Origin of the sequence: Accumulibacter sp., assembly GCF_023806635.1 — a bacterium.
Classification (GTDB): Bacteria; Pseudomonadota; Gammaproteobacteria; order Burkholderiales; family Rhodocyclaceae; genus Accumulibacter.
The window spans coordinates 1-13,642 of record NZ_JAMTDQ010000006.1 but is presented as its reverse complement, the minus strand read 5'-3'; the positions used below and the strand labels follow the sequence as shown (position 1 = coordinate 13,642).

The following is a 13,642-nucleotide window of genomic DNA, read 5'->3' as shown; positions in this document are numbered from 1 at the left end:
GTGGCGCGAACAGTGTAGCATAGCGGCTTTTGGGCTGTTCGGCGTCCGGAGGCGCCTGCCAGAGATGGACGTCGGTCGCTGATGGCGATTCCCTACGAGCTGCTGATCGGCCTGCGCTATACGCGCGCGAAAAAGCACAACCACTTCATTTCGTTCATCTCGCTGATCTCGATGTTCGGCATCGCCCTGGGCGTCGCCGCGCTGATCGTCGTCCTGTCGGTGATGAACGGCTTTCAGACCGAACTGCGTTCACGCATCCTCGCCGTCGTCTCGCATGTGCAGATCACCGGCGCCGGTGGCGAGATGGCCGGCTGGCAGCGGGTGGTCGAGATGGTTGCCGGCGAGCCGCACGTCGTCGCCGCCGCGCCCTTCGTGCAGGGCCAGGGGATGCTCGCCTTCGGCGAAACCGTTCGCGGCGCGCTGGTGCGCGGCATCCTTCCCGAACAGGAGGACCGGGTGGCCGATTTCCGACCGCACATGAAGGGCGGCCGGCTCGATGCGCTGCAGCCGGACAGCTTCCACATCGTCCTCGGCTCCGAACTGGCGCGCGCGCTCGGCGTCTTCGTCGGCGATCGGGTGACGTTGATCGCCCCGCAGGGGGTGGTCACTCCCGCCGGCGTCATGCCACGACTGCGCAGCTTTCTCGTCGCCGGCGTCTTCGAGGTCGGCATGTACGAGTACGACAGCGGCCTGGCGCTGGTTCACCTGGCCGACGCGCAGCGGCTTTACCGCCTGGAGGACAAGGTCTCGGGCGTGCGCCTGAAGCTCGACGACCTCTTCGTCGCGCCGCGCGTGGCGCGTTCGCTGGCCGGCCGGCTCGACGTCAATGCCTTCATCAGCGACTGGACTCGCAGCCACGCCAACTTCTTCCGTGCCGTGCAGATCGAGAAGAACATGATGTTCATCATCCTGTCGCTGATCGTCGCCGTCGCCGCCTTCAACATCGTGTCGACGCTGGTGATGGCGGTGACCGACAAGCAGGCCGACATCGCCATCCTGCGCACCTTGGGCGCCAGCCCGGGCAGCATCATGGCGGTGTTCATCGTGCAGGGGGCGCTGATCGGCTTCATCGGCCTCGGCATGGGGATCGCCGGTGGCGTCGCACTGGCGCTCAACGTAGATGTCGTCGTTCCATTCATCGAGCGCCTGCTCGGCACGCAGTTCCTTGCCAAGGAGGTTTACTACATCTCCAGCCTGCCGTCGGAACTGCAGTGGAGCGACGTGACGACGATCACCGGTGTCGCCTTCGTTCTCGCCCTGCTGGCGACGATCTATCCGAGTTGGCGAGCGGCGCGGGTCAACCCGGCAGCGGCGCTGCGCTATGAGTGAGGTCGTTCTCGCCTGCAAGGGCCTGCGCAAGATCTTTCGCCAGGGAGACAGCGAGGTGCCGGTGCTGCTCGGTGTCGACCTCGAAGTGCGTGTCGGCGAGCGGCTGGCGATCGTCGGCGCTTCCGGATCCGGCAAGAGCACGCTGCTGCATCTCCTCGGTGGCCTGGATGCGGCCAGCGGTGGCGAGGTGTTCCTGATGGGCAGCGATCTGCAGGCGATCGCCGATGCCCGGCGCGGCGAGTTGCGCAACCGTCACCTCGGCTTCGTCTACCAGTTCCATCACCTGCTCGCCGAGTTCAGCGCGCTCGAGAACGTTGCCATGCCGCTGTACATCCGGCGCCTGGCAAGGGAGGAGGCGGAGGCGCGGGCGGCGGCGGTGCTCAACGAGGTCGGCCTCGGGCACCGTCTGCGCCACCGGCCGGCGGAGCTCTCCGGCGGCGAGCGGCAGCGGGCGGCGATCGCCCGTGCACTGGTCACCGAGCCAGCCTGCGTGCTGGCCGACGAGCCGACCGGCAACCTCGACCGGCAGACCGCGGCCAGCGTCTTCGAGCTGATGCTGGCGCTCAACCTTTCACGCCGGACGAGCTTCGTCATCGTCACCCACGATCCGACGCTCGCCGGCCGCGCCGAGCGCATCCTGACGCTGCGTGACGGTTGCCTGCATCCGGCCGCTGCCTAGACCACGCTCGTCGGCGGCTCAAGTTTTCGCTGCCGCTGCCGATGATATCGGCAGGGGATCGCCAACCGAGATCAGGAGGAGAAGAGGAGGAAGATGAGATACGTGTTCGCCCCTGCCATCGTCCTGCTGAACCGGCTGGGCTACCGTGGCAAGTTCGCCCTCATGGGGGTGCTCGCGCTGGTCGCCAGTGCCGTCCTGGTGTGGAATCTCTACCACAGCCTGCACCGCGTGATCGACAGTTCGCGTCTGGAGCTGGCGGGGGTGCAGGTGATCAAGCCGCTGACCCGCGCCGTGCAGCATCTGCAGGTGCACCGCGGGTTGTCTTCCGGTCTCCTCAGCGGCAACGAGGAGATGAAGGAGCGGCGGGCGGCGCGGCAGGGCGAGGTCAGCGCGGCGCTGAAGGCCGTCGGCGAGAGCCTGTCGCCAGAGCTGGCGGCCAGCGATCCGTGGCAGAAGATTCTCGCCGACTGGGCCAGCATCGAGAAGGATGGCCTCGACCTGATCCAGCGCGAGAACTTTCTCGCCCACAACCGGCTGATCGATGATCTGCTCAGCCTGCACGGGACGGTTGCCGACGCCTACGCGCTGACCAACGACCCGGACATCGACGTCGCCTACCTGATCGATACCGCGGTCGACCGATCGCCACAGGCGATCGAGCGCATGGGGCAACTGCGCGCGCTCGGCAGCGGCGTCCTGACCCGCAAGCAGCCGCTGGTGCTGTTGCAGCAGGTCGAGTTCACCGTCCTGCTGGCGGAACTCAACGTCGCCGTCAATGCCCTGCGGCGCAATGCCGAGAGGACCGCGCAATACCACCCGGCGCTCAAGTCGTCGCTGCTCGCTTCGGTTGCCGACATCGGCGATGCGGCGGCGAGGGTCACGGCGCTGGTCAACCAGGACATCCTGTCCGGCACCTTCGCGACCGCACCGGGCGACTACTTCGCACTGACCACCGCCTCGCTCGAGAAGGCGTACAAGGAGATGTTCGAGACCCTGTTGCCGACGCTCGAGCGTCTGCTGCAGGAACGCATCGACCGTGCCGAGGGCAAACTGGCGCTGAGCATCGCGGTGTCGGTCCTCATCCTGCTGCTCTACGCCTATGTCTCGGTCGCCCTCTACCTCGCGACCATCGGCAGCATCGAGCGCCTGGCGGCGAACGCGCGCACGATCGCCACCGGCGACCTCGGCGTGCGCGTCGACCTCGGCACGCGGGACGAGCTGAAGAGGGTCGGCGACAGCCTCAACGACATGCTGGCGGCGTTCCGCTCCGTGCTGCAGAACGTCCATCGCGGGGCGCGGGAAGTCCTCGAGGCGACGAGGAAGGTGGCGGCGTCGGCGAAGGAGATCAAGGGCGGCAGCGAGCGGCAGACCGAGGCCGCCGCGGCCATGGCGACCGCCATCGAAGAGATGCGCGCGTGCATCGCGCACCTCTCTGCCGATTCCCGCGACGCTGACCGCATCGCCAGCCGGGCGGGTGAACTGTCGGCGGAAGGCGGTCGCGCGGTCGGCGACGTGGTGCGCGAGATCGAGCGCATCGCCGCAGTGGTGCAGCAGTCAGCGGCGATCGTCGGCGAACTCGGCGGTCGCTCCGAGCGCATCTCGGCGATCGTTGGCGTGATCAAGGAAATCGCCGACCAGACCAACCTGCTGGCGCTCAATGCGGCCATCGAGGCGGCGCGGGCCGGCGAGTCGGGACGCGGTTTCGCCGTCGTCGCCGACGAGGTGCGCAAGCTCGCCGAGCGCACGGCTCGCTCGACGCAGGAGATCTCGGAGATGATCACCGCCATCCAGAGCGGCACGCAGGACGCCGTCGCGAGCATGAGGCTCGGCGTCAGCCGGGTTGCCGAAGGGGTCACGCTGGCGACTCGGGCCGGCGAGGCGATCAACGAGATCGGTGGCAATGCGGCGCAGGTGGTGAGCAAGGTGGCCGGCATCTCGCAGGCCCTGCACGAGCAGAACGCGGCCAGCAGCGACATCGCGCGCAACGTCGACAGCGTAGCCCGCATGGCGCAAGCGAACAATTCGGCGGTGGCCGGCAATGCCGCGACGGCCGAGCAGTTGGCACAACTGTCGGCAAGCCTGGAGGGCGAGGTGAGTCGTTTTCGCCTCGGCTGAGCCGCAAGCCGCCGATCTTCCTGCGGCGCCGGTGGTCGCCGTGCAGGAAGGACGGCTGGACACTGCGACAATCTGCTCTAATGCGCCATGCGCAGCAACATCCTCGCCTTTGCCCTCGGCGTCGGCCTCCTGCAGCTGCAGGAGGCCCTGCCCGCCTGGCCACTGCTCGCCGCCGTGTCGCTCGTCGCACTGCCACTGCTCTGGCCGGCCTGTCGGCGGAGCCGGTGGGGACCGGTCCTGGCGCTGCTGGCGAGCACGCTGCTCGGCTTCTCCTGGGCGGCGCTGCTCGCCGGGCAGCGCCTGCACGACCGGCTGCCGGCAGCCTGGGAGGGGCGCGACATCCAGGTGGTCGGCGTCGTCGCCGCGCTGCCGCATGGCTTCGAGCGTGGCGAGCGCTTCGCCTTCGATGTCGAGGCGGTGGAAACACCGGCGGCAGTCGTGCCGCGGCGGATCATGCTCTCCTGGTATCACGGCTGGCTCGACGACGAGTGGCGTGACGGACTGAAGATTCGCCCCGGCGAGCGCTGGCGCTTCACCGTCCGCCTCAAGCGCCCGCACGGCAACGCCAATCCGCTTGCCTTCGACTACGAGGCCTGGCTGTTCGAGCGCGGCCTGCGCGCGACCGGCTACGTGCGCCCGCAGGCTGCAGTGGAACGTCTCGACGATTTCGTCGTGCAGCCCGCCTACGCCATCGAACGGCTGCGCGACTGCCTGCGCCGGTCCTTCGCCGAGGTGCTCGGCGACGCCACCTACGCCGGTATCCTGATCGCGCTCGCCGTCGGCGACCAGCAGGCGATTCCGGCTGAGCAGTGGCGGCTCTTCCGGCAGACAGGGGTGACGCACCTGATGTCGATCTCCGGCCTGCATGTCACCATGGTCGCGGCCTTGTTCGGCGCACTGATCGGCTGCTTGTGGCGACGCAGCGAACGACTGCTGCTCGCCGTGCCGGCGCAGAAGGCGGCGATCGCCGGCGGCTGGCTGGCGGCCTTCGCCTACGCGCTGCTTGCCGGCTTCGCCGTGCCGGCGCAGCGGACCGTCTACATGCTGACGGTCGTCGCCCTGGCGCTGTGGTCGGGGCGCAACCTCGGCGCCAGTCGCAGCCTGCTGCTGGCCCTGCTGCTCGTTCTGCTGCTCGACCCGTGGGCGGTCCTGGCGCCGGGCTTCTGGCTCTCCTTTGCCGCCGTCGCGCTGCTCTTCTTCGTCGGCACGGCGCGTCTGGGCAGCGGGCGGGGCTGGCGCGCGATGCTCGCCGCCTGGGGCGCAACGCAGTGGGCGGTGACGATCGGCACGCTGCCGCTGCTGCTTCTCCTCTTCCAGCAGTTCTCGCTCGTGTCACCGCTGGCCAACGCGCTCGCCATCCCGCTGGTCAGCTTCGTCATCACACCGCTGGCGCTGCTCTTCGTCGTCCTGCCGTGGCCGCTGCTGCTGCTTGTCGCGCACACCTTGCTCGACTTCCTGATGTCGGGTCTCGACTGGCTGGCAACGTGGCCGATGTGGGAGCAGCCGGCGCCACCGCTGGCGGCGACCTTGCTGGCTGTGCTCGGGGTCATCTGGCTGTTGCTGCCACGCGGCTTTCCCGCCCGCTGGCTGGGACTGTGCCTGCTGCTGCCGGCGGTTTTCTGGCCGGCGGCAAGGCCGGCGCAGGGAGAGGCCTGGGTCGAGGTGCTCGATGTCGGTCAGGGCCTGGCAGTCGTCGTCCGTACCGCCGGGCACAGCCTGCTCTACGACACCGGCCCGCTGTACAGCGCCGAATCCGACGCCGGTCAGCGCATCATCGTTCCCCATCTGCGGGCGCACGGCGTGCGCCGACTCGACGCACTGATCGTCACCCACCGCGACAAGGATCATTCGGGGGGTGTCGTCGCCGTCGAGGAGGCGCTGCCGATCGGCCGCCGGCTGTCGTCGGTGCCCGAACTGCAGCCCGAGCCCTGTATCGACGGCCAGTCGTGGGAGTGGGACGGAGTGCGGTTCGCTATCCTCCATCCGGTCGCCGCCGACTACGAGCGCCAGGCCGCGCGGAGCAACCACATGAGCTGCGTGCTGCAGGTCAGCAGTGCCCACGGCAGCGTCCTGCTCACCGCCGACATCGAGGCACGCGACGAGCAGGCGCTGCTCGCACGCAGCGCCGGCCGCCTGCGCAGCGACGTCCTGCTGGTGCCGCACCACGGTAGCGGGACCTCATCGACGCCGTCCTTCATCGCCGCCGTCGGCGCGCGCGAGGCGATCATTCCGGTCGGTTACCGCAACCGCTTCCAGCATCCCCGGGCCGACGTCGTCGATCGTTACGCCGCCAGCCGCCTGTGGCGGACCGATCGCGATGGCGCAGTGCGCGTCAGCCTGGCGGCGGCAGGGTTGTCGGTTGCGGCGTACCGAAATGAGTATCGGCGTTACTGGCATGGGCAGTGATGCCGTGCTCCGGTCTCCCCTGATTGATCGGGAGGGCGGGAGTCGCGTGTCAGCGGGATGCCGCCTGATCGCCGCACCACCGGCGCAGCGGCCGGTGGTCGCGCTTCCGCACCAGGGCCTCGGCTGCCGCTGATCCCGGACATCCGCCGGCTTCGGCGCTCTGGATGGCCACCACCAGCGTTGTCGCGTCCCCCCCGTTGCTGTGCGGGCAGGTTGCGGTGCTGCCCCACAGCAGGGCGTGCCCAGATGCACCCGCAGCGTCGGGGAAACCGAAGAGCCTGCGTGTAAACGGGAAAACCTGAATTGGATCAGATGGATGAAGTCAAACCGCCGGCTTCGCACAGGGTTCTGGCACGACGATTGCTTTGCCATTGATCAGAAGCCCGGTCAATGGTGGCCGGGCAAGAGTTCGATCGATCCGATCGGGCCCTGGGGACAAGGACGCCCACTCATGCTGGCGAAACTTCGTGGCCTGCTTGCGGCGCCCCTCATGTCTCCAGATTCAAGTGATCCCGGAGCAAGCAATGGACGACCACAACCCGAAGCAAACAGGCAAACCGTCTTTCTCTCGTCGTGAATTCGTCTCGGCCGCACTGGGCGCGTCGCTCATGGCCGTGGTCACTCCCGGCGTCCGTGGCGGAGCCTGGGCCGCCGGATCGGACGCCCCCGAGAAGAAGGAAGTCAGGATCGGCTTCATTCCGCTGACCGACTGTGCTTCGGTGGTCATGGCTTCGGTCATGAAATTCGACGAAAAGCATGGCATCAAGATCATCCCGACCAAGGAAGCTTCGTGGGCTTCGGTGCGAGACAAGCTGGTCAATGGCGAACTCGACGCCGCGCATGTGCTGTACGGCCTGATCTATGGCGTCCAGATGGGTATCGGCGGGCCGAAGAAGGACATGGCCAACCTGATGACCTTGAACCAGAACGGCCAGGCGATCACGCTTGCCAACCAGATGCGCGACAAGGGAGCCACCGACGGCGCAAGCCTGGCGAAGCTGATCGCCCGGAAGGAAAGGGAATACACCTTTGCGCAGACGTTCCCGACGGGCACCCACGCCATGTGGCTGTACTACTGGCTGGCGGCCAGCGGCATCAACCCGATGAAGGACGTCAAGACCATCACCGTGCCACCGCCACAAATGGTCTCCAACATGCGCGTCGGCAACATGGACGGCTACTGCGTCGGCGAGCCGTGGAACAACCGGGCGATCATCGACGGCATCGGCTTCACCGCAGTGACCTCACAGGACATCTGGGTCGATCATCCGGAAAAGATTCTCGGCACCAGCGCCGAATGGGTGCACAAGAACCCGAACACGGCGCGCGCCATGGTCGCCGCGATCCTCGATGCCAGCAGGTGGATCGACGCCTCGATCGCCAACAAGCAGAAGACGGCCGAAACGATCGCCCAGAAGGCTTTCGTCAATACCGACAGCGAAGTCATCGTCGCCCGCATGCTCGGCCGTTACCAGAATGGCCTCGGCAGGAGCTGGGACGACAGGAATCACATGAAGTTCTTCAACGACGGTCTGGTGAATTTCCCCTACCTGAGCGACGGCATGTGGTTCATGACCCAGCACAAACGCTGGGGACTGCTCAAGAGTCATCCCGACTATCTGGCGGTCGCAAGGCAGGTCAATCGCATCGACATCTACAAGCAGGGTGCAGCCGCCGCTGGCGTCACGCTGCCCAAGAGCGACATGCGCAGCGGCAAGCTGATCGACGGCATCGTCTGGGACGGCAAGGACCCGGCCAGGTACGCCGACGGCTTCGGGATCAGGGCCTGACCCATGCACTGAACGCAGATCGTTCCCTCTCGCTGGCCAGCCCGGCGCCCGCAACCCGCCAATGAGCGATTCATTGTCTTCACTTTCCAGGATGCATCCATGGCCAGAGCCGTCCTCCATGACCCGCGCGACGCGGCGAAGCCCGCCGACACGCCACTGGCGCGCCGAGTCGCGATCGCTGTCGTGAGCCCGCCGGCAAGTCCGGCCGCCCCGCCGCGTGAGCCCTTCGACTGGCGCGGCCTCGGCGCGCGCGTGCTGCCGCCGCTGGTAGGCCTGGCGGCGCTGATTGCCGTCTGGGCTCTGGCGACACAGAAGAGCACCAGCTTCCCGACGCCGCTGGCCACCTTCGATGCGGCGGTGAAGCTCTTTGCCGACCCGTTCTACAGCAACGGCCCCAACGATCAGGGCATCGGCTGGAACATCCTGTTCTCGCTGCAGCGGGTAGGTCTGGGTTTCGGGCTGGCAGCGCTGGTCGGCATTCCGCTGGGCTTCGTGATCGGCCGCTTCGCACTGTTCCACCGCATGCTCTCGCCGTTGATCAGCGTGCTCAAGCCGGTGTCGCCGCTGGCGTGGCTGCCGATCGGCCTGCTGGTCTTCAAGAGCGCGAACCCGGCGGCGATCTGGACCATCTTCATCTGCTCGATCTGGCCAATGGTGATCAACACCGCAGTCGGTGTGCAGAAGGTACCTGAGGACTACCTCAATGTCGCCCGCGTGCTGAAGCTCAGCGAGTGGAAGATCGCCACCCGCATCCTGCTGCCATCGGTGATGCCGTACATGCTTACCGGCGTGCGCCTGAGCGTGGGCACCGCCTGGCTGGTGATCGTCGCGGCGGAGATGCTGACCGGCGGCGTCGGCATCGGCTTCTGGGTCTGGGACGAGTGGAACAACCTCAACGTTGCCCACATCATCATCGCCATCTTCGTCATCGGCGCGGTCGGGCTGCTGCTCGAATGGTCGCTGTTGGCAGTGGCGCGTCGCTTCGACTACAGCTGAGGTTCGCCATGCTCGTCAATCCCAGTCCTGCGATAAATACCCGGCGAACGCTGCAGATAGACGGTGTCGGGATGGTCTTCCCCACCCGGCGTGGCCCCTTCGTCGCGTTGCGCGACATCAACCTCGAAGTGCAACGCGGCGAGTTCGTCACCCTCATTGGCCACTCGGGCTGCGGCAAGAGCACGCTGTTGAACCTGGTGGCCGGCCTGACCACGCCGTCCAGCGGCATCCTGCTGCTGCAGGAACGTGAGCTGACGGGGCCCGGCCCGGATCGTGGCGTCGTCTTCCAGAATCACTCCCTGTTGCCGTGGCTGAACTGCCTGGACAACGTGCTGTTGGCCGTCGAGCGGGTGTTCGGCGACCAGGAGGGCAAGGCGCAACTGCGCGAACGCGCGCTCGCAGCGCTGGAACTGGTCGGCATGAGCCACGCCGTTGCCAAGCGTCCGCACGAGATCTCGGGCGGCATGAAGCAGCGTGTGGGGATCGCGCGCGCACTGGCCATGGAGCCGAAGATGCTGTTGATGGATGAACCCTTCGGTGCGCTGGATGCGCTCACGCGTGCACGGCTGCAGGACGAACTGATGAAGATCGTCGCCACCACCGGGGCGACGGTGATGATGGTGACGCACGACGTCGACGAGGCCGTGTTGCTCAGCGACCGCATCGTGATGATGACCAACGGTCCCGCTGCCACCATCGGCGAGGTGCTGCGCGTGGAGCTGCCGCGCCCGCGCGCCCGCGTGGTGCTGGCGGAGAACCGAGACTACGTGCAGTATCGCAAGGAGGTCATCGACTTCCTCTACACGCGACATAGCCACGTCGAAAAGGCTGCATGAGATGGACGCCGCCGTCGTCGCCAGCAAGAAGACCTTCATCCGCGTCGTTGAAGTCTGGGTGCCGGGCAACGACCGCAGTATGCTCGAGTTCAGCGCCGGCCTGTACGGCAGCGCACGGCGATTTGGCGCCGCCAGTCGGCGGATGTGCTTCGGCCTCGGCGAAGGCCTGCCGGGTCAGGCCTGGCTGGAAGGCCGTCCGATCGTGCTGCAACGCTTCGCAGGTGCGAACTTCCGCCGCACCGAGGCCGCCCACGCCGAAGGCCTGACCTGCGGCATCGCGCTGCCCGTGTTCGCCGGCGACTTTCTCACCGCGGTGCTGGTCATCTTCTGCGGTGACGACGAAGACCACGCTGGCGCCATCGAACTGTGGTCCAACGATCCCGCGGCATCGAAGGACATGACGCTCGATGATGGCTACTACGGCACGACGGCCGATGCTTTCGAGTTCATCTCGCGGCGCACCGCGTTCCGCGAGGGTTACGGTCTGCCTGGACTGGCCTGGCAGTCGCGGCTGCCGGTATTCCAGGAAGACCTCGGCAAGGGCGAACGCTTCCTGCGCGCCGACAGTGCGATCAAGGTCGGCATCAACCGCGGTTTTGTCCTGCCGTGCGCCACGCGCGGGCCCTCGACCTTCGTCTTGGCCTTCCTGTCGGCGATCGCGACGCCGATCGTGCGGCGTTTCGAAACCTGGCTGCCCGCAGCCGATGGCGCGTGCCTGACCCTTGCCGGCGGTTTTTGCGAGATCACCGGCACCGTGCGCGCCGGCGCTGCCAGCGACAGCATCGAACGTGGCCAGGGCACCCTCGGCCGCGCCGCATTCACCGGAGTGCCGATGGTCGGCGAGAGCGCCACCAGCGAACCCGGGCTTGTCGGCCGTGCGGCCAGCGCTGCCGGGCTCGCCGCCATGGTTGCAATACCCGTGCTGCACGATGGCCGGCTGCGCGCCGTCGTCGCCTGGTACTTCTGAGCCCACGTCATTCCCAATCCGGCGAGAGAGCTTCGACGATGGACACAATGACCGCCCTTGAGCCCGCCCAGACTTCTGGCGACTTGCGCGCCAGCCGCCGCCGGAAGCTGCCGGTCATCGGCTGAGGCCATGGCCGGCATGCGTGCGGTCGAGGAACTGCTCCAGCTGGCTCCCGACCTCCATGACATCGCGGTTGTCGGCGCCGAGCCGCATCCCGACTACGACCGCGTCCTGCTGTCGAAGCAGGGCAAGGTCGTGGCAACGCACCTGGCGCAGTTCGGCATCGGCCGCTACACGGGCACCCAGACCAGCACCAAGCTGAAAGTGAGGGGCATCGACCTCTTCGCGGCCGGCAACCTGACAAGGAGAAGGGCCTGTTCACGCTGGACGAGGTGTGCAGGCACACCAAGGCGAGCGCGAGTTGCGGTTCGTGCACCGGTCTCGTCGAGCAACCGCTGATGTTCACCGCTGGTGGCGCCTACTCGGGAGTGCCGGATCGCGCTCAGGGTGCGGGCCACGAAGTCAATTCCAATGAAGGTATGAGTCTGAACGGTCGGTTTTGAATGTCATATTTCTTAACCGATGATGAGGGCCTGTGGAGCTTGTGGGCAGCCGCCGGCCTGTGGGTGGGCGGTGGGAAACGCGAAGCGTTTTCCACGGGCCATCCACAGGATTGCGCGAAGCGCAAAGGCGGGAATCGGCGAAGCCGACTGTCCACAAATCCACAGGTCAGGGTTTTGGGGGAGCGAGTTTTCAAGCGGCGTTTCGGGATCGTTTGCTGAGAGATTGGAAGAGGCGATTGCGCGCTGTATTCAGACGCTCTACCGCCTCGTTGTCGCTCATGGCGCGGGATTTTTCCCGCAAGGCGTCGAGCGTCACGCCGGGTTTCAGGAAATCGCTGGCGTTGGGCAGAGAGGTCAGCTTCTCCAGCGGCGTCATCACCGCATCGAGCGGATAGCGTTTGCGGGTCTTGCCCTTCGTGTCGAGATATTCCTCGGCAAACAGGCAGGGCCGATGGAAGTTGACGTAGGGGTTCAGGTGCTCGGCGCAGAAGGCATTGACTTCGGCAGCGAAGCGCTGCGGAATGTGGCTGTAGCCCAGATGCTTGCGGATGATTGCCCCGTTCTTCGTTTCGGCCAGGCCATTGTCGTTGGAATGGCGCGGACGCGACTTGGTGAATTCTGCCGCGAGCTTATCGAGCATTTTGGCGACCTGGTGGTTGATGTACTCGGAGCCGTTGTCGGCATGAAAGCCCAGGATACGGAAGGGAAAGGCCTCCAGCAGCGCTTCGATGACCGGCAATAGGTAGGCCTCCGAAATCTTCTCGCAGGTGGCGACCAGCTCCCATTGGGTGACGCAATCGACCGCGTTGATGTGATAAACCTATTTTCCTCAGTTGACGCTCGCCAAACCTGCCGAGACCGTGGTGTGATGCGGGTTTCAGCCGAGACAGGGGGATCACCCAATGGGTGAAGAGCGCTTCGAGCAAAGAGCGGTGGTGGTGGCGGTTCAGAACGCGCTGAGCGCGCCGGAGGCGATCGTGGCAGAGGCCTTGCGGGTGACCACACCGGGGGGCCGCTTTCAGGTTCGCTGGGACGAGGGTGGCAGCGCCACGGCGCTGGGGCAGCTCGCGTTCTTCGCGGAGTTCCTGGAGTTCTCGGGTTTGTTCGAGCGTTGGCTGGAAGGCTGCCCGATGGCCTACACGAGCCCGAATGCGCCGTCTGTGCGCAATGTCCTGGGCACTTGGCTGCTGTCGATTCTGGATGGACAACGCCGGTATGCGCATGTGACGGGACTGCGCAGCGATGGCGTGGCGCCGGAGATCCTCGGTATGAGCGCGATCATCAGCGATGAGAGTCTGCGGCGAGCGCTCGCGCACTTGGCCCCGGCACCGAAGCGCTGTTCCGAAGCGGAGCGTCTGGAGCGAGAAGCTCGTTTGGCGCGGACTGGCGCCTGGATGGAAATGGCGTTGAGCGAGAGCATTCGAGAAGCCTTGTGGACGCAGTGGATTCTCGACATCGACACGACGGTGAAGGTGCTTTATGGTCATCAGGCCGGGGCGGAGATCGGTTACAACCCCGTGAAGCCCGGTCGGCCAAGCCATGTCGTACACACGTACTGGATCTCCGGGATGCGTCTGGTACTCGATGCCGAAGTCCAGAATGGCAAGGCCATCGCAGGGTGCCACGGCTTGCCGCGACTGCTCGAAATTCTCGGCCGCCTACCGCCCGAGTCGCGTCCGCGCCTGGTACGCGGCGACATCGGCTTCGGGGTCGAGCGGATCATGAAGGAACTGGAAGCGATCGATCAACCCTACCTCTTCAAGCTACGGCAAAGCGCGGGAGTGGTTCGCTTGATCGAGCGTCTTTGGAAGAACGGTGACTGGCGGGATGTCGGAGCTGGCGAGCAAGCCGTGGAGGCCAACCTCCAGCTGATGGGTTGGACCTGCGCCCGACGGGTGGTGGTGGTCCGGTGTTACGTCTTCCTCTCCCAGAGGGCTGAGGCGCTCGCTCATCCCGCGAAC

Annotated in this window: 10 protein-coding genes and 1 pseudogene; 10 read left to right on the top strand and 1 reads right to left on the bottom strand. The window is 66.4% G+C overall.

The window, feature by feature from the left end; translation table 11 throughout:
* The first annotated feature begins 81 nt into the window (after positions 1-81).
* The 9 genes and pseudogenes from NFW30_RS00840 to NFW30_RS00800 form a co-directional block, all read left to right on the top strand.
* On the top strand, positions 82-1,329 hold the full coding sequence (locus NFW30_RS00840; protein WP_295349943.1) for a lipoprotein-releasing ABC transporter permease subunit: 1,248 nt from the start codon (positions 82-84) through the stop codon (positions 1,327-1,329).
* A complete protein-coding gene (gene lolD, locus NFW30_RS00835; protein ID WP_295349941.1) occupies positions 1,322-2,008 on the top strand; it encodes a lipoprotein-releasing ABC transporter ATP-binding protein LolD in 687 nt (228 codons plus the stop codon). Before NFW30_RS00840 ends, lolD begins: the two co-directional genes overlap by 8 nt.
* Positions 2,009-2,101: 93 nt before the next feature.
* Positions 2,102-4,123, top strand: coding sequence for a methyl-accepting chemotaxis protein (locus NFW30_RS00830; RefSeq protein ID WP_295349939.1), 2,022 nt, complete (start codon positions 2,102-2,104; stop codon positions 4,121-4,123).
* Positions 4,124-4,210: 87 nt separating this feature from the next.
* A complete protein-coding gene (locus tag NFW30_RS00825; protein WP_295349937.1) occupies positions 4,211-6,529 on the top strand; it encodes a DNA internalization-related competence protein ComEC/Rec2 in 2,319 nt (772 codons plus the stop codon).
* Between the two features lie 524 nt (positions 6,530-7,053).
* A complete protein-coding gene (locus tag NFW30_RS00820) occupies positions 7,054-8,319 on the top strand; it encodes a CmpA/NrtA family ABC transporter substrate-binding protein (protein WP_295349935.1) in 1,266 nt (421 codons plus the stop codon).
* 99 nt (positions 8,320-8,418) lie between these two features.
* Positions 8,419-9,315: a nitrate ABC transporter permease gene (gene ntrB / locus NFW30_RS00815; protein WP_295349934.1), complete on the top strand. Its 897-nt coding sequence runs from the start codon at positions 8,419-8,421 to the stop codon at positions 9,313-9,315.
* A gap of 8 nt (positions 9,316-9,323) precedes the next feature.
* Positions 9,324-10,151 (top strand): ABC transporter ATP-binding protein, encoded by an 828-nt coding sequence (locus NFW30_RS00810; RefSeq protein ID WP_295349933.1) that lies wholly within the window; start codon positions 9,324-9,326, stop codon positions 10,149-10,151.
* A gap of 1 nt (position 10,152) precedes the next feature.
* Positions 10,153-11,118, top strand: coding sequence for a GAF domain-containing protein (locus NFW30_RS00805; protein WP_295349931.1), 966 nt, complete (start codon positions 10,153-10,155; stop codon positions 11,116-11,118).
* Positions 11,119-11,352: 234 nt separating this feature from the next.
* Positions 11,353-11,603 (top strand): annotated as a pseudogene (locus tag NFW30_RS00800) (hypothetical protein); the annotation flags it as partial.
* A 268-nt stretch (positions 11,604-11,871) separates the two neighbouring features.
* Here NFW30_RS00800 and NFW30_RS00795 read toward each other — a convergent pair.
* Complete coding sequence (locus NFW30_RS00795; RefSeq protein WP_295349929.1) at positions 11,872-12,420, bottom strand: hypothetical protein; 549 nt, start codon at positions 12,418-12,420, stop codon at positions 11,872-11,874.
* 163 nt (positions 12,421-12,583) lie between these two features.
* Between NFW30_RS00795 and NFW30_RS00790 the strand changes: the two genes are divergently transcribed.
* On the top strand, positions 12,584-13,642 hold a 1,059-nt coding region (locus NFW30_RS00790; protein ID WP_295371621.1), incomplete at its 3' end, for a transposase.

What these genes read in the sequence shown, in the direction of transcription:
- NFW30_RS00840 (WP_295349943.1), top strand. Translation starts at nt 82, where the DNA reads ATGGCGATTCCCTACGAGCTGCTGATCGGCCTGCGCTATACGCGCGCG.
- lolD (WP_295349941.1), top strand. Translation starts at nt 1,322, where the DNA reads ATGAGTGAGGTCGTTCTCGCCTGCAAGGGCCTGCGCAAGATCTTTCGC.
- NFW30_RS00830 (WP_295349939.1), top strand. Translation starts at nt 2,102, where the DNA reads ATGAGATACGTGTTCGCCCCTGCCATCGTCCTGCTGAACCGGCTGGGC.
- NFW30_RS00825 (WP_295349937.1), top strand. Translation starts at nt 4,211, where the DNA reads ATGCGCAGCAACATCCTCGCCTTTGCCCTCGGCGTCGGCCTCCTGCAG.
- NFW30_RS00820 (WP_295349935.1), top strand. Translation starts at nt 7,054, where the DNA reads ATGGACGACCACAACCCGAAGCAAACAGGCAAACCGTCTTTCTCTCGT.
- ntrB (WP_295349934.1), top strand. Translation starts at nt 8,419, where the DNA reads ATGGCCAGAGCCGTCCTCCATGACCCGCGCGACGCGGCGAAGCCCGCC.
- NFW30_RS00810 (WP_295349933.1), top strand. Translation starts at nt 9,324, where the DNA reads ATGCTCGTCAATCCCAGTCCTGCGATAAATACCCGGCGAACGCTGCAG.
- NFW30_RS00805 (WP_295349931.1), top strand. Translation starts at nt 10,153, where the DNA reads ATGGACGCCGCCGTCGTCGCCAGCAAGAAGACCTTCATCCGCGTCGTT.